Annotated in this window: 21 protein-coding genes and 2 tRNA genes; 9 read left to right on the top strand and 14 right to left on the bottom strand. The window is 39.1% G+C overall.

The features are described from left to right. Nucleotides 1-66 precede the first annotated feature (66 nt). On the bottom strand, nucleotides 67-1,713 hold the full coding sequence (locus L3V46_RS01285) for a GMC family oxidoreductase N-terminal domain-containing protein (protein ID WP_239044742.1): 1,647 nt from the start codon (nucleotides 1,711-1,713) through the stop codon (nucleotides 67-69). 213 nt (nucleotides 1,714-1,926) lie between these two features. On the opposite strand from L3V46_RS01285, the gene L3V46_RS01280 reads away from it, so the two are divergent. Beyond that, a complete protein-coding gene (locus tag L3V46_RS01280; protein WP_034616847.1) occupies nucleotides 1,927-2,346 on the top strand; it encodes a GNAT family acetyltransferase in 420 nt (139 codons plus the stop codon). Between the two features lie 45 nt (nucleotides 2,347-2,391). On the opposite strand, the gene L3V46_RS01275 is transcribed toward L3V46_RS01280, so the two are convergent. From L3V46_RS01275 to L3V46_RS01255, 5 genes are all read right to left on the bottom strand, one after another. Further along, nucleotides 2,392-3,663 (bottom strand): outer membrane protein transport protein, encoded by a 1,272-nt coding sequence (locus L3V46_RS01275; protein WP_034616851.1) that lies wholly within the window; start codon nucleotides 3,661-3,663, stop codon nucleotides 2,392-2,394. Nucleotides 3,664-3,748: 85 nt separating this feature from the next. Then, nucleotides 3,749-4,510, bottom strand: a complete 762-nt coding sequence (locus L3V46_RS01270) for a class I SAM-dependent methyltransferase (RefSeq protein WP_004816598.1) — start codon at nucleotides 4,508-4,510, stop codon at nucleotides 3,749-3,751. Nucleotides 4,511-4,711: 201 nt separating this feature from the next. Next, a tRNA-Phe gene (locus tag L3V46_RS01265) sits at nucleotides 4,712-4,787 on the bottom strand. Nucleotides 4,788-4,919: 132 nt separating this feature from the next. Beyond that, a tRNA-Phe gene (locus L3V46_RS01260) sits at nucleotides 4,920-4,995 on the bottom strand. 349 nt (nucleotides 4,996-5,344) lie between these two features. Beyond that, the gene (locus tag L3V46_RS01255; RefSeq protein ID WP_004816597.1) at nucleotides 5,345-5,722 is read right to left on the bottom strand and encodes a GNAT family N-acetyltransferase; all 378 of its coding nucleotides are present in this window, start codon (nucleotides 5,720-5,722) and stop codon (nucleotides 5,345-5,347) included. A gap of 102 nt (nucleotides 5,723-5,824) precedes the next feature. Between L3V46_RS01255 and hisB the strand changes: the two genes are divergently transcribed. The 3 genes from hisB to L3V46_RS01240 all read left to right on the top strand — a co-directional run bounded on the left by hisB (nucleotide 5,825) and on the right by L3V46_RS01240 (nucleotide 7,765). Beyond that, nucleotides 5,825-6,418, top strand: coding sequence for an imidazoleglycerol-phosphate dehydratase HisB (gene hisB, locus L3V46_RS01250; RefSeq protein ID WP_004725347.1), 594 nt, complete (start codon nucleotides 5,825-5,827; stop codon nucleotides 6,416-6,418). Then, entirely contained in the window at nucleotides 6,418-7,035 is a 618-nt protein-coding gene (hisH, locus tag L3V46_RS01245) for an imidazole glycerol phosphate synthase subunit HisH (protein WP_239044741.1), read from the top strand. Before hisB ends, hisH begins: the two co-directional genes overlap by 1 nt. Nucleotides 7,036-7,228: 193 nt before the next feature. Continuing rightward, on the top strand, nucleotides 7,229-7,765 hold the full coding sequence (locus L3V46_RS01240; RefSeq protein WP_239044740.1) for a DUF805 domain-containing protein: 537 nt from the start codon (nucleotides 7,229-7,231) through the stop codon (nucleotides 7,763-7,765). A gap of 41 nt (nucleotides 7,766-7,806) precedes the next feature. Here L3V46_RS01240 and L3V46_RS01235 read toward each other — a convergent pair whose 3' ends face one another. Then, nucleotides 7,807-8,208 carry a transcriptional regulator gene (locus tag L3V46_RS01235; RefSeq protein ID WP_239044739.1) on the bottom strand — a complete coding sequence of 134 codons (402 nt, stop codon included), beginning with the start codon at nucleotides 8,206-8,208 and terminating at the stop codon, nucleotides 7,807-7,809. A 124-nt stretch (nucleotides 8,209-8,332) separates the two neighbouring features. On the opposite strand from L3V46_RS01235, the gene L3V46_RS01230 reads away from it, so the two are divergent. Both L3V46_RS01230 and hisA read left to right on the top strand, forming a co-directional pair. Then, nucleotides 8,333-8,995, top strand: coding sequence for a 3'-5' exonuclease (locus L3V46_RS01230; RefSeq protein WP_004816590.1), 663 nt, complete (start codon nucleotides 8,333-8,335; stop codon nucleotides 8,993-8,995). A gap of 77 nt (nucleotides 8,996-9,072) precedes the next feature. Continuing rightward, nucleotides 9,073-9,804 carry a 1-(5-phosphoribosyl)-5-[(5-phosphoribosylamino)methylideneamino]imidazole-4-carboxamide isomerase gene (gene hisA / locus L3V46_RS01225; RefSeq protein ID WP_004725338.1) on the top strand — a complete coding sequence of 244 codons (732 nt, stop codon included), beginning with the start codon at nucleotides 9,073-9,075 and terminating at the stop codon, nucleotides 9,802-9,804. Nucleotides 9,805-9,893: 89 nt separating this feature from the next. On the opposite strand, the gene L3V46_RS01220 is transcribed toward hisA, so the two are convergent. Continuing rightward, nucleotides 9,894-10,187, bottom strand: a complete 294-nt coding sequence (locus tag L3V46_RS01220) for an antibiotic biosynthesis monooxygenase (RefSeq protein ID WP_004725336.1) — start codon at nucleotides 10,185-10,187, stop codon at nucleotides 9,894-9,896. 152 nt (nucleotides 10,188-10,339) lie between these two features. Here L3V46_RS01220 and L3V46_RS01215 point away from each other — a divergent pair, with 152 nt between their 5' ends. Continuing rightward, nucleotides 10,340-11,275 carry a DMT family transporter gene (locus L3V46_RS01215; RefSeq protein WP_239044738.1) on the top strand — a complete coding sequence of 312 codons (936 nt, stop codon included), beginning with the start codon at nucleotides 10,340-10,342 and terminating at the stop codon, nucleotides 11,273-11,275. A gap of 83 nt (nucleotides 11,276-11,358) precedes the next feature. Here the strand turns inward: L3V46_RS01215 and L3V46_RS01210 are convergent, their stop codons facing one another. Genes L3V46_RS01210 through L3V46_RS01200 form a run of 3 tightly spaced genes read right to left on the bottom strand, consistent with a single transcriptional unit; the run spans nucleotide 11,359 to nucleotide 13,393 of the window. Further along, entirely contained in the window at nucleotides 11,359-11,751 is a 393-nt protein-coding gene (locus L3V46_RS01210; RefSeq protein ID WP_096735313.1) for a hypothetical protein, read from the bottom strand. A gap of 31 nt (nucleotides 11,752-11,782) precedes the next feature. Continuing rightward, nucleotides 11,783-12,421: a DUF1294 domain-containing protein gene (locus L3V46_RS01205; protein ID WP_239044737.1), complete on the bottom strand. Its 639-nt coding sequence runs from the start codon at nucleotides 12,419-12,421 to the stop codon at nucleotides 11,783-11,785. 21 nt (nucleotides 12,422-12,442) lie between these two features. Beyond that, nucleotides 12,443-13,393 (bottom strand): homoserine kinase, encoded by a 951-nt coding sequence (locus L3V46_RS01200; protein ID WP_239044736.1) that lies wholly within the window; start codon nucleotides 13,391-13,393, stop codon nucleotides 12,443-12,445. Nucleotides 13,394-13,503: 110 nt separating this feature from the next. Here L3V46_RS01200 and hisF point away from each other — a divergent pair, with 110 nt between their 5' ends. Together hisF and L3V46_RS01190 are read left to right on the top strand one after the other, a co-directional pair. Continuing rightward, entirely contained in the window at nucleotides 13,504-14,265 is a 762-nt protein-coding gene (gene hisF, locus L3V46_RS01195) for an imidazole glycerol phosphate synthase subunit HisF (RefSeq protein ID WP_303576666.1), read from the top strand. A 586-nt stretch (nucleotides 14,266-14,851) separates the two neighbouring features. Continuing rightward, complete coding sequence (locus L3V46_RS01190) at nucleotides 14,852-15,154, top strand: SEL1-like repeat protein (protein ID WP_016539147.1); 303 nt, start codon at nucleotides 14,852-14,854, stop codon at nucleotides 15,152-15,154. A gap of 46 nt (nucleotides 15,155-15,200) precedes the next feature. Here L3V46_RS01190 and ettA read toward each other — a convergent pair whose 3' ends face one another. The 3 genes from ettA to L3V46_RS01175 form a co-directional block, all read right to left on the bottom strand. Beyond that, nucleotides 15,201-16,862: an energy-dependent translational throttle protein EttA gene (ettA, locus tag L3V46_RS01185; protein ID WP_004816581.1), complete on the bottom strand. Its 1,662-nt coding sequence runs from the start codon at nucleotides 16,860-16,862 to the stop codon at nucleotides 15,201-15,203. 180 nt (nucleotides 16,863-17,042) lie between these two features. Further along, nucleotides 17,043-17,915: a hypothetical protein gene (locus L3V46_RS01180; protein WP_239044735.1), complete on the bottom strand. Its 873-nt coding sequence runs from the start codon at nucleotides 17,913-17,915 to the stop codon at nucleotides 17,043-17,045. Between the two features lie 69 nt (nucleotides 17,916-17,984). Further along, nucleotides 17,985-19,559: an esterase-like activity of phytase family protein gene (locus L3V46_RS01175; protein WP_239044734.1), complete on the bottom strand. Its 1,575-nt coding sequence runs from the start codon at nucleotides 19,557-19,559 to the stop codon at nucleotides 17,985-17,987. Nucleotides 19,560-19,710 lie beyond the last annotated feature (151 nt).

Here is a 19,710-nt window from a genome sequence, read left to right as displayed (position 1 = left end):
GGCGTTTTTTTATGGGCTTATTTGGGTTTGAATGCCCACCCACTGATTTTTTAAATATCTAAAGACTCAGATTGCAACACGCACTTTATCTTTCTTTTCAATAAACGCCACACCAGCTTGGTCCTGATTAATCATCTCAACCGCTTTCTCTGCAATCATAATTGCAGGGGCATTGGTATTGCCATTCACCACTTTTGGCATGATTGACGCATCGACCACACGCAGGTTTTGAATACCATAAACGCGTAACCGTGGATCAACCACAGCCATATCGTCTACCCCCATTTTACAACTTCCCACAGGGTGATAAACGGTATCTGAGCGATCTCTTAAAACTTGGCGAATGTCCTCATCTGTTTTTACCGTGGCTGTAAATAAATCTTCTTTAATCATGCTTTTAAAAGCATCAGATTGCATTAATTTCTGAGTAAGTTTAAAGCCTTTAACCATTTCTTCTAAATCAGATTCTTCACCATAAAAATTCGGATCAATCAATAAAGGATCATCGATACTTGACCCACTTATCTTAATCGACCCACGACTGACTGGATTTAAAAGGCAGACATGACAAGAAATACCATGCCCTGTGTGCATGGTTCGTGCATGGTTATCCACCAGTGCAATCACAAAATGTAATTGTAAATTCGGTAGACTTTGCTCATTTGAACTTTTAATAAAGCCGCCACATTCAGCAAAATTCGTAGTCAACAAACCACGGCGTTCTTTACGATAACGTCCAATTTGTTTAAATAAATCAATTGAACCTGGAATAGATAAGCCAAAGGTGCCTTGAATTTCACTGACTTTATAACCAAAAATAAAATCAGGATGATCGTGAAAATTTTTACCCACACCAGGCAAGTGTTGTTTTACCTCAATGCCGTGTTGCGCGAGTTCTTGTTGGTCGCCAACACCTGACAGCATCAGAATCTGTGGCGACTGCATCGCTCCCGCACTCAATAACACTTCTCGACGTGCAAAGATTTGTTTCAGCTGACCAGCCTGTTTGTATTCCACCCCAACAGCCACGCCATTTTCAATCAAGATTCGCTGAGTCTGTGCATGGGTTTCCACCGTTAAATTTTTACGATCTCGATGTGGAAATAAATAAGCCCGCGCGGAACTACAACGCTCCCCATTGATATGGGTCACTTGATAAACACCTAAACCTTCCTGCTCTTCTCCATTGAAGTCATCCAGAATTCGATAACCCTGCTCTTTGGCAGCTGCGATATATTTTTGCTGTAAGGGATTATCACTGCGTAAATCAATAACTGAAAGTGGTCCAGCATTGCCATGATATTGATTTTTAATTCTTTGGTTATTTTCAGACTTAATAAAATAAGGCAAGACCTCATCATATGACCAACCAGTATTGCCTAAGGCTGCCCAATCATCATAATCTTGTCGATGTCCACGGATATACACCATGGCATTAATTGCCGACGAACCACCTAAGCATTTTCCACGAGGCTGATAACCTTTACGACCATTTAAGCCCTTTTGCGGTACAGTTTCAAAGGCCCAGTTATTGATCTTGGTTGGAATGCTAATCACTGCTGCACAAGGAACTTCTACTTTCCAACCCTCTCCTGAGCCCCCAGCTTCAAGCAGACAAACAGAAACTTGCGGGTTTTCTGATAAACGCCCAGCCAACACACAGCCTGAGCTTCCACCACCGATAATAATATAATCAAATTCCTGTTTATTCACGTGAAGTTCCTTTTTTGTTTTAAATTATGCCTCCATTATTATGCACACTTTCAATCAATAAAAAATCACTATTCTCAGCCTATAACGTTTTTATAAGTTAACAAACTCAGCAAAAAGTATTTACGCATTGTCTAAAAAATAAACTTATCAACTGCGGTTTTTTATATTAATCTGCTGTAAAGATTGTTTTAAAAAACAAGAGATAAAAATTCTATGTTTATTATCAGACAGTTTCAGGAAACCGATTTAGACGAAGTCATCGCACTGTGGGAAGTCTGCGATTTAACCCGTCCTTGGAACAACCCAGAAATTGATATCTTCCGTAAAGTCGCACAAAAAGACGGATTGTTTCTATTGGCGGTCAAAGATGATCAATTGATCGCTACGGTTATGGGGGGCTATGATGGGCATCGGGGCTGGGTCAATTATCTTGCTGTCCATCCTCATGATCAACGTAATGGTGTTGCAACGGCATTGATACAACAACTTGAAAAGCGTTTAGTTGCATTAGGTTGCCCCAAACTGCAACTGTTAATCCGTAAGGATAATATTGATGTGCAAAGCTTTTATGAGCAACTCGGCTATGAAGAAATCGAAGTCGTGTGTTTGGGTAAACGTCTTATTTCAGATTAAAAATCTCTCGAATCCATCTGCTTTCATGGCGATTGACAGAAAAACTTAGAATTTATAGCCATACGACAGCCCTAAAATGTCCTGACTCATTTTGAGTTTCGCTTCACCCCCACCAAACGCAGGGGAAATTTTGCCTTTTACTTCATCTTCCAAGGCATGTGTATAGGCAATACTGATTTCTTGATGTTGATCGAGATTCCAAGTTGCACCCACGCTGAGGTGGTCTTGAATTACCCCAGGAGCAAGAATATTTAAAAACACTTCACTGTCTGGAATCGGTTGATCATTATGACTATAACCAGCTCTTAGTGTGAGTTTTGGATGGGCTTGATAAGACACACCCAGTTTATAGATATTGATATCATTCCAGCCAAATCCTGGCCCTTGTGATGTACCAAAAGCATGACCTTGTTGTAATTGTGCAAGATCAAAAGGATTTCCTACCGATTTCACATCCGAATAGTTAATTCGTTGTATATCCGCAGCCACTGTTAATTGAGGTGTGATGTTGACAGCTGCACCCACACCATAACTTTCAGGAACATCAAAGTCACCGCGTTCAGCAAATAACCCACGATATCGATCAAAGCGATCTGCATTAATTTTTGAAGAATAATTTGCGCCTAAGGTTAAACGTTGATCAAAGAATTTTCCAGCCCAACCAATACGTGCACCAATGCCAGTCGCAGAATCCTTACCACGATTGCTTAAATTTGAAGCATCGGCTGAAAATCCGCTAAACCCAGCAATTCCCCGTGCTTCAAAACGTTGATAGAGAATATTGGTTGCAATGCCGATAGATTGATTTTCTGCATATTTCCAAGCAACTGCTGGAGTAATGAAAACCTGGGTTAAATCCACTCCTGCTGTTCCACTGTTGCCAAATGCTGCAAATGGATTATTTTTATACCCCGTATTCATTCCTCCATTCCCATATATTGCTAAACCTAAAGCAACTTGGTCATTGATTTGATGGTTGAATGCAAGCTCTGGGAGTACAAAGTATTTGCGTCCATTGCCATCATATCGACCATTGGCGTTGGGGTAAGCTTGTGGCATTTGATTCGCGGTAATCTCAGCTGAACGATCAGGTGAAAACACGGTTGCACCCACATCTATACGATCACCAATCCAGCTTAAACCTGCTGGGTTATTGGTAATCGTTAATGCATCTTGAAATTGAGCGATTGAAGTCCCTGCATTGCCTTGGGCTTTTACCCCATAGCCATGCATAAAATAGCCTGTCGTTGCAAAAGCGGTAGAACTGAATGCCGATAGCCATACAGCAATGGATAATATTTTAACTGGAGCTTTCATGATTTATCTTACTTTTAAATAATATATAAGTAAGTATATTGTTAGCTATATCTGTTGTAATCGAAGATAAAATGCGATCCTTATTTTATTTGTGCATAAAGCATTTTTTCTTTGATTTTTTAATTTTACCCACTCTTAAAAAAACTGGGAATGTGATGGTCAAATCTGCAAGCTCGCTGGTTAATGCTTCAGCTAGATCAAGTAATGGATGATCCTGATTTCTTTCACAATAGTGTTTAATTGCAGACCAAGTAGATAAATACTTTAACAATTGTGCAGAGGACCACTGATACTGCATCTTAAACTCAGCAACGTTTATTTCATCAAAAGGAAAGGGAATGGTTTTATATTCTTCATCGATATAACGGCGCTCCGCATCCCAATAACCATCTAGTTTTTCAGCATATAAGTTTTGAATCATGGTATTGATGGCTGCATTTTCGACATGAATTAAGCCATAACCGATCACAGCAAGAATACCTTGTGGTTTTAATGTGCGTTCAACTTCTTTATAAAAACCATCAAAATCAAACCAATGAATAGCCTGAGCCACTGAAATCAAATCAAAACTCTGTGCTGTAAATGAAGTCTGTTCAGCAGACTGGACTTGATAGCTGACATTGTCGAAATAAGGCGCAAGGTTTAATTGTTTTTCGCTCATATCCGTTGCAACAACATGATCGAAATAGGGGCTGAGCAATTGAGTAAATTGACCTGAACCCGCACCACAATCCCAAGCAAAACCGCGCTCTGGAACATGATTTAAAATTTCCTGAACCACTTCTTGCGGATAACTCGGTCGAGCTTGCTGATAAAGCTGGCTGCCTGATGAAAATAAATCTTTCATTGTTCTTATAACAATCTATTTCACTTACCAAAGGTTTATCTTACGATATTTATAGTCCATAGCAAGATATTTTGTAAGACAATGGGTTCAATTTACGCATTCAAAATGACATGCTGTTTTAATGATGAACATCAATTTCTGAATTGAAAATAAAAAGCAGGCAATAAAAAACCCCAAACAATGTTTGATGTTTTTCAAATATGGTGGCGAGACCCAGGATCGAACTGGGGACACACGGATTTTCAATCCGTTGCTCTACCTACTGAGCTATCACGCCGATGCGGTGTATTAAGCCGTATCTCAGTTCAATAGTCAATAAAAATCATGACTTTTTTATTCAACCGAATATTTTTTACCCAAAAAAAATCCCTGATGGGATCAGGGATTGAAATCTCAAAGATTTTAAATATGGTGGCGAGACCCAGGATCGAACTGGGGACACACGGATTTTCAATCCGTTGCTCTACCTACTGAGCTATCACGCCGATGGGGCGTATTAAACAATTTAATGGTTTAGTCGTCAAGCGTTGAAATCACTAAAATCATTCAATAGTTTATTTTTACAACAAAAACCACCTATTTATTCTAAATAAGGCTGTTTTTTATACATTTTTCAGCTTTGGAACGCAAATTTTGGCACGCTTAATTTGCTGAGCGAAGGTACTCCTCCTTGCTTTAAGTTTTGCAAACTCGATTTAATTATTCCCCAAAGTGTTTTGCTCGTGACTGCAATATGCTACTGAGATCAGCTTAACTTTATAGTTATGGAAAAATAGCCAAATAAAAAAGCAACCGGATCAGGTTGCTTAAATTGGTCAAAGCTCCAAGATCATCTTAGATTTTACCTAAGTGAGCTAAACAACGATGGATTGCTCCACAGCCCGGCTCAAAGTTTTTAATGCCCTTTTCTTCCTCGATACGACAAACTTCTTCGACCAAACGCTCTGCAACACCACGTCCGCGGTTAGCAGGATGTACCACAATATTTTCCAAAGTCCGACTTTCACCTTGTCCCGTACACCATAACGCACCAATAATCTTTGTATTAAATTCTGCGACATAAAGTAAGGTATAATGAGCCAAGTTTTGCTCAAGTTGTTCTATGGCATCATGACCATCCCCAAACTCGGGACTGGTGTCATATAATCGCTCAAGCTGATCGCGAACTTCTTCATTTTCTAGTGAAGTTTTAGCATGTACGGTAATAGGCATTGATTAACCCTCCTGAGCAATCTAATATGCTGTCACTTTCGTCACAGCGAAATATCTTTACATCAAACTTTTAATTTTTGACGTTTTTTGAGGAACGTGTCTATGGCGCAACGTATCAGTGAAGTGGTAAGAAACACCAACGAAACTAAAATTCGAGTTCGTGTGAATCTTGATGGTACTGGTCAAGGCACGCTCAATACAGGTGTTCCCTTTTTAGACCATATGGTTGATCAAATCAAGCGTCATGGTTTATTTGACATCGATATTCATTGTGATGGCGACTTAGAAATCGATGATCACCATACTGTAGAAGACTGTGGAATCACACTAGGCCAAGCATTTGCGCAAGCACTCGGTGATAAAAAAGGCTTAAAACGTTATGGTCATTTCTATGCACCACTTGATGAAGCTTTAAGCCGTGTCGTGGTTGATTTATCAGGTCGCCCAGGTTTATGGATGGATATCCCATTTACACGCGCCCGTATCGGCAGTTTTGATGTGGATCTATTTTCCGAGTTTTTCCAAGGCTTTGTAAATCACGCTTTAATGACTTTGCACATTGACAATTTAAAAGGCAAAAATAGCCATCACCAAATTGAAAGTGTTTTTAAAGCATTTGCACGTGCGCTTCGCATGGCCTGTGAAGTTGATCCGCGTGCAGAAAATACTGTTGCATCGACGAAAGGAACCTTGTAATGACCCGTATTGCCCTTCTTGACTATGGCATGGGAAATCTTCATTCAGCAGCCAAAGCACTCGAACATGTTGGCGCAACTGTAGATGTCACAAATGATCCAAAATTAATCGCTCAGGCAGATAAAATCGTATTTCCGGGTGTAGGGGCAATGCGTGATTGTATGCAGGGGATGCATGAAGCAGGTATTGATGAGGTTGTGCGCCATGCTGCGTTTAATAAACCGATACTTGCCATTTGTGTTGGCATGCAAGCTTTGCTTGAATCGTCAGAAGAAAATGCAGGCACTCAAGCGCTGGGTATTTTTGAAGGTATGGTAAAACATTTTCCAGATATGGACGGCTTAAAAGTCCCTCATATGGGCTGGAACCAAGTCCATCAGGCAGATCCAAATCATCCAATGTGGAAAGATATTGATCAAGATAGCCGTTTTTACTTTGTACATAGCTATTATGTCGAACCCAAAGACCCGTCTCTTGTTGCTGCAACATGTGATTATGGTTTGCAGTTCTGTACGGCTATTCATAAAGAAAATTTATTTGCGACACAGTTCCATCCTGAAAAGAGCCATACAGCAGGTTTACAGTTACTGAAAAACTTTGTGGAATGGAAAATCTGATTCATTCAGGTCAATTTCATCCCGATTTATATCTCTAAAAATCAAGTCAATTGCAGTTGGCTTGATTTTTTTATTTTATTTGGACTTTATTTTTTATCGTCTGTTTATTATGATTCAACCAAATTGAATAAAAATCCAACAATTGATTTTAAAAATTGATTTAAAAACCTTAATTCATTCTAGGAACATAACAATGTCTTCTAATTTTCAAACCCATGATTCAGCTTTAAGTGCCAGTGGCCGTTTTGGTCGATTATCCTATTTGGGCTGGAATATGCTGTTGGGTCTATCTATGTTTGTACTGGGTATTATCGCTGCACTATTCATCCCAGCTTTAAGTAACTCCCCTTCAAATACGCTCATCTTTATTCTCGGCACAGTTGCGATTATTATTTATATCGCAGTGATCTACTTTAGCTTTATTTTTACAATTCGTCGCTTACATGACAAAAACCAAAGTGGTTGGTTATCTCTTCTTATGCTTTTACCTTTGGTGAATTTATTCTTTTTTGTTTATTTAAGCTGTGCAAAAGGAGATGCTGGGACAAATAACTATGGCGCACCTCGGATTACCCGTGGTTGGGAAAAAGTATTGGCTTGGATTTATATTGTGATCTTGCCAATCAGTATTCTAATCCTTGCAGTTACAGCAATCCCAGCATATCAAAGTTACCTTGACCAAGCGCAACAATTTCAGCAATATCAACAACAAATTAATCAATCTGAATAAATCAGCCGAAATAACCACCCTATTTTTATAAGGTGGTTATTTTACTCTTTGGTGACAAAACCACCTTCTAATGGCTCAACACTAATTTTAATATCCGCTTTTAAATTTAAAGCTGCATAACGGTCTTTAATTTCGTTGATCAACTGTTCCATGGTGACATGGCTTAAATCCAATTCAGACTCAGCATATGCTTTGGCCACCAGATCTGCTTTATCTTGCTGTTTAGATTCCATATTCCAGCGTTCAGTCATCCCAACTAAACGCGCCAATTCAATTAAGCTTTGCGCACTCGACGGTGTTGAGTTTTGCAACCATTTGGTCATGGTTCCTTTTGAAGTTTCCAGTACGTTAACAATATCACTGGCTTTTATATTTTTATCCTGAATTAATTGCTTTAAACGCTTGGCGCCTTCTATAAAAAGATCATCATCTTTTTCAACCATACAATTTATTCCTGTGTTTTTGACCCACAAAACTATCATCTTTTATTCAAAGTTTGTTATAACACAATATGGTTAATATTTTTAATGCTTAAACTGGTCGACTAAAATTTGTGAGCTTAAATTTGTGAATATTCAAACTCAGCAACTTCCTAGTAAAGAACAAATTCAGAGCTTTCCCCGTTTTCAAAATTTGCCTTTGAGTAACATTGTTGTGGTCAATAGCTTGCAACAATGCCAAGCAATTGAAGCAGAATTAAAAACGGCGCACATTTTTGGTTTCGATACCGAGTCAAAACCTACCTTTAATAAAGGTGAAATACAAACTGGCCCACATCTTATTCAACTGGCGACATTTGAAAAAGCCTATTTATTTCAAGTTTCAGCAGATATTTTGGCTTTTCTAGCGCCCTTTTTTGAAAACCCTGATCAGATTAAAGTCGGTTTTGGCTTAAAAAATGATGCACATTTATTTCGTAAAAAAGGCATGCAACTCAACAGTGTCATCGAACTTTCTAAATGCTTTTCGAGTTTTGGCTTCAATAATCCTTTAGGGATTAAAAATGCCATGGCATTGCTATTTCAAGTCAATTTCCCTAAAAGTAAATCAATTAGCACCTCAAATTGGGCACGTAAAATCCTCACAACGCCACAAATTGAATATGCAGCAGCCGATGCCTATGCTGCACTCTTAATTTTCGAAGCCTTACTGGATTTAGACTTAATACCTGACACGATCGCACATACTCAGCTTAAATTGAGCATTCGCGCCAATAAAAGCCTAAACTGACACTTAGAAATTGATCAAGTTTTTGCTAAGATGAAGATCAATAAATTCTTCATTGAGATTAAGCAAGGAGCGAAAGCATGCTGATCATCCCGGCAATTGACCTGAAAGATGGTAAATGTGTTCGTTTAAAACAAGGTCGTATGGAAGACGATACCGTATTTTCTGATGATCCTGTTGCAACAGCACAGCATTGGGTAAATGAAGGCGCTCGTCGTTTGCATTTGGTTGATTTGAATGGGGCTTTTGCTGGAACACCAATTCATAAACCTGTCGTTGAAGCAATTGCAAAAGCACAGCCTGAACTGCCAATCCAAATTGGCGGTGGTATTCGCTCTTTGGAAACAATCGAACATTATTTAGATGCGGGCGTTTCTTTTGTCATCATCGGGACCAAAGCAGTTCAAAATCCTGAATTTGTTGAAGAAGCCTGTAAGAAGTTTGCGGGACACATTATTGTCGGTATTGATGCGATCAATGGTATGGTTGCAACTGATGGCTGGGCAAATGTCACTGATGTAAAAGCCACTGATCTTGCAAAACGTTTTGCAGATGCCGGTGTATCGAGTATTGTTTATACCGATATCGCACGTGACGGTATGATGCAGGGTGTCAATGTTGAACAGACAGTAAATCTCGCACAATACTCAGGTCTTCCAGTGATCGCCTCAGGCGGTGTAACCAATCTGGATGATGTGCGTAATTTAAAAGGTAAGCCGGGTATTTTAGGTGCGATCACAGGTCGTGCAATTTATGAAGGCACACTAAACCTACGTGAAGCGCAGCTGTTATTGGATGAACAAGGCTTTTAAGTTCCCAGCCTAGATTGGATTAAAAAAGAGAACCGAGATGTTCTCTTTTTTATGCGTTAAACAAGGTATTTAAATCACTACATCCAGATTTAAACCAATGTATTTTCAAAATGTTGCATTTCAATTTTACTTGCTAAAAAGGGCTTCATTGCCGTAAACCACTGTTTAAATTCATCTGTTTTCATAAAAACATCTGTATGGGTTTTAAGATCAATCCAGTGAATTTGTAGTATGTATTTTTGATTGTCTTCTATACCACGAATCAATTTAAATTTTTCACAACCTTGGGCATTCCGGAATGTGTCTGATAATTCATAAAATTTCTTTTCAAAAGCCATTTGTTGACCATCAACAATATGAAATAAAGCTTGTTCGATCACCATGATTTATTTCTCTTTATCAAAATTTTAATTCAATATGCTAGCACGACTGCATGACAATTGAGTGATTTAAATACCCGATTACTCAGCTTAACATCTGCACAATACTGTGCTTTCGCGTAAAATAGCCCTGCTCTTCTACATTACTTTATTTTATGTCTTCCTCTGCCCTCGCTTTATTTTTAAAGTCCAGAACGCCTCAAATTGCACTGATTCTGATGACCATGATTTGGGGTGGTACATTTGTCATTGTACATTATGCCCTAAACTATAGTTCCCCTATGTTTTTTGTCGGTTGTCGTTTTGCTGCAGCGACTATTGCTGTTGGATTACTGTCTTATAAATATCTAAAAGGTATCAATTTAAAAGAACTCATCGCTGGTGCACTGATTGGCGGTATGATTGCCGCAGGGTATGGCTCGCAAACTGTCGGTATGCAAACCATCAGCAGCAGTGAGTCTGCCTTTTTAACAGCATTATATGTCCCCCTTGTACCGATTCTTATCTGGGTGATTTTTCGCAAAAGACCACATATCATGACTTGGCTCGGTGTTTTACTGGCATTTATCGGTTTAATTTTTTTGACAGGAAATGGTTTTCATCACATTGATTTAAATACAGGGCAAATCGTTACATTGGTTGGTTCGTTTGCAATTGCTATGGAGATTATTCTCATCGGGCACTTTGCAGGGAAGGTCAATATTCAGCGTGTAACGGTGATTCAGCTTGCCTTTGCTTCATTGATTTCATTTGCCAGTATGCCTTTTGTCGGTGAGCTGCATATTCCACCCTTTTCATGGCAATTGGTGATGCTTGCAGTTGGACTGGGCTTAACCAGTGCTTTATTACAATTGACGATGAATTGGGCACAACGCTCTGTCGATCCTTCTCAAGCGGCCGTGATTTATGCTGGCGAACCAGTTTGGGCAGCTTTATTTGGAAGAATTGCAGGTGAACGCTTGCCTTTGCTGGCTCTTTTTGGTGGTTTACTTGTGGTATTGGGGGTGATCATCAGTGAATGGAGACCCAAATTTTTATACACACGACAGCTTAAAGAAAATTCAGTTGAGATAGAAAAACAGCGTTCTTAATCAGAACGCTGTTTTCACTAAAATTACGCTTTGATCAAGCTGTATTGCTCGGCAACAAGATCCATCAAGCATTATTAATTCAGTTATATTGGTAAGGCTTGATCATCATTCAGCGCAATAATGCCTCGAATGGCGCGATAGACAATCCATATCCAAGAAATAAATAAAGTGGCAGCACAAAAAATCGTAGCACCCACGGCAACACCGGCAAAGGCATTGACATTATCCATGGTGAAAAATAGAAAAATAAACGGAATAAATGCAACTACCGTCCAGACTAAATACCACCAAAAAGTGCGAATTTGCCATCTAAAATGACTTTCGAAAATCGTACCACGGACTGAATTCAATTTTACATAATTGATAATCAATGCAATGATTGCAAGAATTCCCGCAGAAAAAATTGCAACAATATAAAGGATATATAAAATTAAAGTCAGAGATTTACTATTATTTGGATCAACATAATTATTCATTGTAAGCCCTTTTAAATTTGCTAACGCCCGTTTAAATCTTAAACATATTCAAAGGCGAAATTAACCATAAAATCAATAAAATATTAAAGAATATGGTACACAAATAAATCTTTTTAAAGGGTTGTTTTTGTGTTTTATGTCGTAAGCGTTGCTGTGCTAACCAAGCTGCAGGCCAACCACCTAAAAAAGCTAAAATATGCAGGGTATTTTCAGGAACACGACGCTGATTGCTCTGTGCGGCTTCTTTATCTTGTGCATAAAACCAATAGGTCATCACATTGATAATACTGACAAAAAGAATAAACATACCATTGAGCAAACCGCTTATGCTCAAGATTGCCAAAGCAATAATATAAACAGCGCACAGAATTTGCATCGGCTGTAATTTAGCCTGCTTTGTTGCATGCAACTGCTTGGCTTTAGCCGCTTGCTGGCTTGTCACTTTCGCCATTTGTGTGGCTTTTAAATACGTGACTTGTTTTGCTTTATAACGCCCTTGACCATCTAATTGCACCACATATTCAAGGGCACAGCCCACGATTGGGCGTGGCCCTTTTTGTGCAAAATCTTTGATGTGTAAAAATACGCGATCTTTTACACCATCATTTGGTTGAATAAAGCCATAGCCTTTATCATCGAACCATTCAACTAAACGACCTTGATCACGCATTTTATTTCCCACAAAAAACTATTAAGCAGTCACGAACTTTAATCTTTCAATCAACATATTACGCATTTCTTGCGGATTTTTCTGCAAAATATCATCACCTGTGCGTGCTTCAGCGGCATTCATCTGAGCGATTTGTAAACGCATCATCCAAAAGCGACCTGCGGCCATCGCCAAATATAACTCTAAACAAGCTCTTTCATCTTCAGTCAAAGGACGAATCGAAGTATATGCATTTAAGAAAGCCGTTGCTTTGGCTTCATTCAAAGCAACACTCGGATATTCTGTGCAAAAGTCATTTAAGGTAATCGCAATATCAAAAAGTAATTCATCTTGATTCATTTCATAAAAATCAAGAATGCCTTTTAACTCATCGCCTTCAAACAAAGTATTGTCACGGAACAAATCCGAATGAATAAAACCTTTCGGTCGATTTGGATACATCATGGTCAGTGCTTCATATAAACCTAAAAGGTTATTCAGCAAAGCACTATCCGCCACATCCAACGTTGGTTTAATTTGTTGAGCAACGTTATACCAATAGGCATGATCACGCGCCACTTGACGCTGTAATGGGAAGTCTTGTAACGCTACATGCATTTTGGCCTGTGCTACAGCAATTTGCTCAACTTGAGCGAGTGTAGAGGGCATGGGATGTTTACCTGACATCCGTGGCGCAATTTGTGCAGGCTTATCTTTTAAGCTATGAATCGACTGACCGCTATGTTTTAACGGAACAGGAACTGCCAAACCTTGTTGCCCCAAGTGTTCTAAGACAGGAATTAACTCCCCTGCTGCTTGTGCATCCATATTTTCAAATAATGTTAATACAAACTGTGTTCCATCAGCACAAATGATAAAATAGTTGGTATTTTGCACACCGCCTTGAATTGGTTTAAGTTCAACCACCTCTAATCCATAAGGTGCTGCAAAGTGCTGAACTTCTTTTAAACTCAAAGTGGTATAAACCGACATAGAAAACCTGCGAAAAAACTTACATAAGTTTGATAGAATAACCGCTTCGACTATCGAGGTGTAGCACCTAAGTCACGAACTTTCATAATCGCCTGTTATTTTTGGAAAAAATTATGCTCGCTAAACGTATTATTCCTTGCCTGGACGTAGATAATGGTCGTGTGGTGAAAGGTGTCCAGTTTCTGGATATCCGTGATGCAGGAGATCCTGTAGAAGTTGCCCGTCGTTATAATGAGCAAGGTGCAGATGAAATCACCTTTTTAGACATTACCGCAACATCAAATGGCCGAGATACCACTTACCGTACGGTTGAACGTATGGCTGAAAGTGTGTTTGTGCCACTTACAGTCGGTGGTGGTGTTCGTAAAGTTGAAGATATTCGTTTGTTATTAAATGCAGGCGCAGATAAAGTCAGCATCAACTCTGCTGCGGTATTTAATCCTGAGTTCGTTCAAGAAGCGTCTCAGCGCTTTGGTGCACAATGTATTGTTGTGGCAATCGATGCGAAAAGAACGGGTGAAAATAAATGGGAAATTTTCACCCATGGCGGCCGTAAACCGACAGGCATAGATGCGATTGAATGGGCGGTCAAAATGGCAGAATTCGGTGCAGGTGAATTGTTGGTTACCTCTATGGATGCAGATGGGACGAAAGCGGGTTATGACATTGGTCTAATGCGTCAAATCAATGATCGTGTCACCATTCCGACCATTGCATCAGGCGGTGTGGGTAATTTACAACATTTAGCAGATGGTATTTTAAAAGGTGGTGCCGATGCTGTATTGGCAGCCTCGATATTCCATTTTGGTCAATACTCTATTCCTGAAGCGAAACAATACCTTGCTGAACAAGGGATTGAGATGCGTCTTTAATTAATTGTGAGCGCACATATATAGAAGAATGTTATTTTGGCATTCTTTTATATATGCAATTGATTTAGTCTGATTCAAATAGCAAAAATTAAAATACCGAGAATTAAAACACCAAGATAAAACTGATAAACAATCCATATGATTTTAAATAGCTCCTCGTAGCTCATTTTATACAAAGTACCAAGCCTTAAACTCAATAGGCCTACTAGTTCATCAATCAAAAAACGATCATTTAGAGTGAATCATATTGGTATTGAAAGTCCCTTCTCCTTTTGGGAGAAGGCTAGGATGAGGGGGCTGTTTATTGATTTATGGTTTTAAAAAAATTTCAAAGAAGCCTACTGCCATCAAAAATTGAATAAATGATTAATCTCGAATCAGTTTAGCAATACTTTTATATGAAAAAAAATCATGGTTATTGGGATTACTTATTCTGATTATTTGCTTTAATCTTATAAGGGTAATTTCATAAAAATAAGCGTGAATCAATATGGATTTAATAAAAATAATACGGAAGCTCAACCAAATTGTCAGCCATAAATACCATTATTCCAGCCCCTATCATACATTTAAAATGTCTGAATCAATGCATACTTACCATCGCGCAACCAGTTATGAACATCTGGCGCTTAACCAGCGTGACCCTCTTGATTTAGATCAGCTGTTAAATGAAAAAATCCAAAAATATCAACGCAACGCGATTTGGTATTTTTTACATTCAGCACTTAAAGGATATAGCACGGCCCAATATAAATTAGGCATGATTTACCTACAAGGCCAGCTCGGCCTATCGCCAGATAAAAAGAATGCATACAAATGGTTGTTGCTTGCCGCCAATCAAGGTCATCTCGAAGCACAACACCAACTTTATCGGCTTTATTTACAATAAAAAAACCAGCTCGAAAGCTGGTTTTTTTGATCTACAAAATTAGTGACTAACCGCCAATTTTTTTGTATTTGGTACGTTTTTGCACAGCAGCATCACCCAAACGCGCTAAACGATATGCTTCATATTCAGCATAGTTACCTTCGTAGAATTCTGGCTGTTCATTTTCAAATGACAAGATATGTGTAGCAATACGGTCAAGGAACCAACGGTCATGCGATACCACCATGACAGTACCAGGGAATACAAGAATTGCATCCTCTAGCGCACGTAAAGTTTCAATATCCAAGTCGTTTGATGGCTCATCCAGTAAGATTACGTTGGCGCCCATCTGAAGGATCTTCGCAAGTTGTAAACGGTTACGTTCACCACCTGACAATTCACCAACACGTTTTTGCTGATCTTGACCTTTAAAGTTAAAGCGACCGATATAGGCACGAGATGCGATCTCGTATTCGCCAATTCTTAAGATATCTAAACCGCCAGAAACTTCTTCCCAAACTGTTTTATTGTTATCTAAAGTGTCACGAATCTGACCAACATAAGCAACTTTTACAGACTCACCCAATACAACTGTACCAGTATCTGGTTGCTGTTCGCCTGTCATCATACGGAATAAAGTGGTTTTACCCGCACCGTTTGGACCAACGATACCAACAATCGCAGTTGGTGGTACTGTGAACGATAAGTTTTCATAAAGTAGACGGCCATCAAACGATTTGCTGATGCCTTCAACTTCTACAACCTTATTCCCTAGGCGTGGACCAGGTGGAATATAGATTTCAGAGGTTTCATTACGTTGTTGGAACTCACGTGAGTTAAGCTCCTCAAAGCGCTCCATACGTGCTTTGTTTTTCTTTTGCTGACCTTTAGCATTTGAACGAACCCATTCCAATTCTTTTTTCAATGCTTTAGCAAAAGATTCTTCTTGTTTATTTTCCTGCTCTAAACGTGCATTCTTTTGTTCCAACCAAGAAGAATAGTTACCTTGGTAAGGAATACCATGTCCACGGTCAAGCTCAAGAATCCACTCTGCAACGTTATCCAAGAAATAACGATCATGGGTAATCGCAACGATTGTACCAGCAAAGTCTTTTAAGAAACGTTCTAACCAAGATACAGATTCTGCATCCAAATGGTTAGTCGGTTCGTCCAGCAATAACATGTCTGGTTTAGACAATAACAAACGACACAATGCTACACGACGACGTTCACCACCTGAAAGTAAGCTTACGTCAGAATCCCATGCTGGAAGATTCAATGCTGCTGCAGCTTGATCCATTTGGTTGCTAAGGTTGTGTGCATCCCAAGCATGAATAATTGCTTCTAATTTCTCTTGCTCTTTTGCAAGTGCATCAAAGTCAGCATCTTCAGCTGCATATTCAGCAAAAACTTCATCTAAACGTGCCAATGCATCTAATGGTTCACGTAAACCATCTTCAACGTTTCCACGCACATCTTTATTTGGATCTAATGGTGGTTCTTGCTCTAGATAACCGATTTTAATACCTGGTTGCGCACGAGCTTCACCTGAGAAATCTTTATCTACGCCAGCCATAATACGGAGTAGGGTAGATTTACCTGCACCGTTTAAACCAAGTACACCAATTTTTGCACCTGGGAAAAATGATAAAGAGATGTCTTTTAGGATTTCGCGCTTAGGCGGAACCATCTTCGACACACGGTTCATCGTGTAAATATATTGGGCCACGTAGGACTCCTCTATAATGAATAGAAATTCGCAAAATGCGAATAAATAAATACCGTCAATTATACGCTGAATTTATCTATTTTTGTTCAGATTTGTCCAATTGATTGAGATATTTTAAAAGCATCAAGAAAACATTTTTCCACACCGATAAACGTAATCAAATCGCGATCTCACACATGATCACGAACAAAAATCCGGCTGATACTGATATACAAATTGCGTCTTGGTTTGAGTTGAACTTGGTGCATTGTAGTTTGACAATGATTTCAAAGCAGAAAAACTAATAGCAGCACGTTGTACAACCTTATTGGTGTAATTTGCATTTGGGTCTTGGTACTTAAACGAGACTTCAACTACAGCAGGTTTTAATCCTGCATAAGGTGCTTGGGTATACCATAAACTCATATTTACCTCTGCATCAAACTCGCCTAAATCAATGTTGACCCCACGATAACTTCGTTCATAAAGAGTGAGTCCACCTACAGGTGATAACAGCTGATTATCACTGATGGCAAAGGTTTCTTTAAATTTTGGAAAATGCGTATGGATGTCTAAAAACTTATTGATTGTCCGTGTATTTGCCACTGTGGTGGATTTACTGGAACCCACCAAAAATCCTTGTGTTGCTGTTTGCGTGATATCATCTTCAAGCTTGGTTTTGGCTCCCGCAGTCGAGCTACTCAAATCGGCAAAATCAGACAGATAATGATCATAGCTTCTAAATTTAAGCGTTACTTCAGATGCTCCGTTTTCAATCCGTTCTCGAAAGCTATAGCCCATATTATTGAGTAGGCAACTGCTGGGTGAATCATAAAAATGTATTTGGCGTTGCTTGTCTAAGAACATCGTTCCTGAAACTGTACGGTTAATTTGTTGTGCAATAACCGTTTTGGCTTGTTGCATATAGCTATTTACGTTAGCGGACTCATTGGCATAGCTAAATTTGTCTGGCTGTAACAACAATTTATATTCACGCGATGTCACTTGCGGTACAGCCCAAGCAGTTGTAGTGATTAAACTTGTTAGAACGGTGAAAATGGCTATTTTTTTCATTGAGGAACCTATTATTTTTAAATGATGGTTATAGAAAAAGCCGCCTCTTGGGCGGCTGTTGTTATGCAATTATTGGCCTTTTAAATTCAATTTATCCATGATGTATAAGGTATTGATATCAATACGTGTACGTGCCGCATCCAGATACTTTGGCTCCATGCCTTTGGCATTATTCCAAAGCCCCATATCGTCATCATTTAAAATCCCAAGTGTCGTACTATTGATCAACCACAGACCTTCCATTTTATCATGTGGATATTTAACCGCTTTCCCCATATCCAGTACCAATGTTTTAGGTGCTGGAACAATATTAAATGCTTTTAAACCGTCCCAGCCTTTATCCAATTGGTATTCTTCTAAGGTCTTGCCCGCAATAGTTAAACCGAGCTTTTCATCTTGTTTGACATCATTTTGTGTTTGAATATCTTCTAAATTGGTGGCTTTGCTTAAATCAATACGATAGACATTTTTCATCACATTTGGCGTATCTTTATAAAACAATCCATCTCGTTCTAAAACCAGAAATTGTGTTGCACTGAGGGCAATAATGGCAGAGTTTGAATTTTCAGCTATCTCTTGCTGATATAAATATTGTGCGACTTTGCCTGTTTCAAGATTAATCGTCACAATACGCGTCAACATTGATTTATTGACATTTTTATTTGGTAAACTCATGGTCGATTGCATAATCCCAACCAAGGTTTTTTGGTCTGGGCTAATGGTTAAGCCTTCCATCCCTCGATTGGCACGGCGATAGCTAAACTCATTCGGCAAAGTCCAATTGTTGCGTTTATCAGCCTTAAATGGGTTGATACGCCCTATTTCTTTACCATTGGCATCATAATGCACAATATGCGGTCCATATTCATCGCTGACCCAGAACGTACCATCGTTAAGTGCAGTGAGCCCTTCACTATCCAAGCCATAATCATCCAATCGAATTGGATTATTCACCACATCGTATGGTTTGGTTGGATCTACAGTAATCACTTTCCCATTGACATCATACGGTGTTTCCCCTGTGCCGCCTAAAGCAGAAGTGTTGGGTAGTCCTGTGATGTCTTTTCCATTAATATCTTTTAAATTGATGGTTTTAATTAATTTCACAGTACCATTGTCTTGAACTTCAAATAAACCAATTTTCGGCACATAGTCTGGAATGGCGAAAACCTTACCAGCACCATATAATTTATCAGTAAAGTCTGCATTTGGCCCCCGATCGGTCAATGCATAGAATTGCTTTTTATTACTTGGATGTGCAGCAACATCAGAACCAAAACCACCCTGACGAATATCAAACGAGCTATCAATGGTCGTACCATTCGCAGAGTAACGTCCCAGTACGTTAAATGGCAATGCTACACCTTGTGCAAACAAATTGGGCTTACAACTGTTTTCGGTTTTAGTGATTTCACTGGCTTCAAGTTTGCCATTACCATTACGATCTAAACCGCTCTGAATACGTGTTCCCCCCATTACACAGGCTTCATCACCAAATGCCAATGTTATATTTTGGGTTAAGGTCTTCTGTGTTGTTGAATCTTGATCATCATCAGAACATGCGGTCAAACCCAGTAAACTACAGAGGACTAAAGTTAAAGTGCTTTTATGGCGGGTCAGTTTATTTATTGCTACTTTTTTCATTGTGTTTTTAATAACTGAATTTATGGAATTTGTTATGCTAGTTTCAGCAAATGACACCACAATGACAGCTCACAAACTCAGCGATATTCGGTCTATTTTTCCTCGCTGAAACTCAATTTATCTCGGGCTGCATTGTTGGCTTTATCTGTTT

This window comes from Acinetobacter sp. AG3 (assembly GCF_022343575.1).
GTDB lineage: Bacteria > Pseudomonadota > Gammaproteobacteria > Pseudomonadales > Moraxellaceae > Acinetobacter > Acinetobacter guillouiae.
Note: the sequence above shows the minus strand (reverse complement) of the source record. Positions and strands in the feature narration are given on the sequence as shown.

What these genes read in the sequence shown, in the direction of transcription:
- L3V46_RS01205 (WP_239044737.1), bottom strand. Translation starts at nt 12,421, where the DNA reads ATGCGTGATCAAGGTCGTTTAGTTGAATGGTTCGATGATAAAGGCTAT.
- L3V46_RS01190 (WP_016539147.1), top strand. Translation starts at nt 14,852, where the DNA reads ATGCATACTTACCATCGCGCAACCAGTTATGAACATCTGGCGCTTAAC.
- hisH (WP_239044741.1), top strand. Translation starts at nt 6,418, where the DNA reads ATGACCCGTATTGCCCTTCTTGACTATGGCATGGGAAATCTTCATTCA.
- L3V46_RS01280 (WP_034616847.1), top strand. Translation starts at nt 1,927, where the DNA reads ATGTTTATTATCAGACAGTTTCAGGAAACCGATTTAGACGAAGTCATC.
- L3V46_RS01200 (WP_239044736.1), bottom strand. Translation starts at nt 13,393, where the DNA reads ATGTCGGTTTATACCACTTTGAGTTTAAAAGAAGTTCAGCACTTTGCA.
- hisB (WP_004725347.1), top strand. Translation starts at nt 5,825, where the DNA reads ATGGCGCAACGTATCAGTGAAGTGGTAAGAAACACCAACGAAACTAAA.
- hisA (WP_004725338.1), top strand. Translation starts at nt 9,073, where the DNA reads ATGCTGATCATCCCGGCAATTGACCTGAAAGATGGTAAATGTGTTCGT.
- L3V46_RS01255 (WP_004816597.1), bottom strand. Translation starts at nt 5,722, where the DNA reads ATGCCTATTACCGTACATGCTAAAACTTCACTAGAAAATGAAGAAGTT.
- L3V46_RS01275 (WP_034616851.1), bottom strand. Translation starts at nt 3,663, where the DNA reads ATGAAAGCTCCAGTTAAAATATTATCCATTGCTGTATGGCTATCGGCA.
- L3V46_RS01210 (WP_096735313.1), bottom strand. Translation starts at nt 11,751, where the DNA reads ATGAATAATTATGTTGATCCAAATAATAGTAAATCTCTGACTTTAATT.
- L3V46_RS01220 (WP_004725336.1), bottom strand. Translation starts at nt 10,187, where the DNA reads ATGGTGATCGAACAAGCTTTATTTCATATTGTTGATGGTCAACAAATG.
- L3V46_RS01215 (WP_239044738.1), top strand. Translation starts at nt 10,340, where the DNA reads ATGTCTTCCTCTGCCCTCGCTTTATTTTTAAAGTCCAGAACGCCTCAA.
- L3V46_RS01180 (WP_239044735.1), bottom strand. Translation starts at nt 17,915, where the DNA reads ATGAAAAAAATAGCCATTTTCACCGTTCTAACAAGTTTAATCACTACA.
- L3V46_RS01235 (WP_239044739.1), bottom strand. Translation starts at nt 8,208, where the DNA reads ATGGTTGAAAAAGATGATGATCTTTTTATAGAAGGCGCCAAGCGTTTA.
- L3V46_RS01270 (WP_004816598.1), bottom strand. Translation starts at nt 4,510, where the DNA reads ATGAAAGATTTATTTTCATCAGGCAGCCAGCTTTATCAGCAAGCTCGA.
- L3V46_RS01175 (WP_239044734.1), bottom strand. Translation starts at nt 19,559, where the DNA reads ATGAAAAAAGTAGCAATAAATAAACTGACCCGCCATAAAAGCACTTTA.
- L3V46_RS01240 (WP_239044740.1), top strand. Translation starts at nt 7,229, where the DNA reads ATGTCTTCTAATTTTCAAACCCATGATTCAGCTTTAAGTGCCAGTGGC.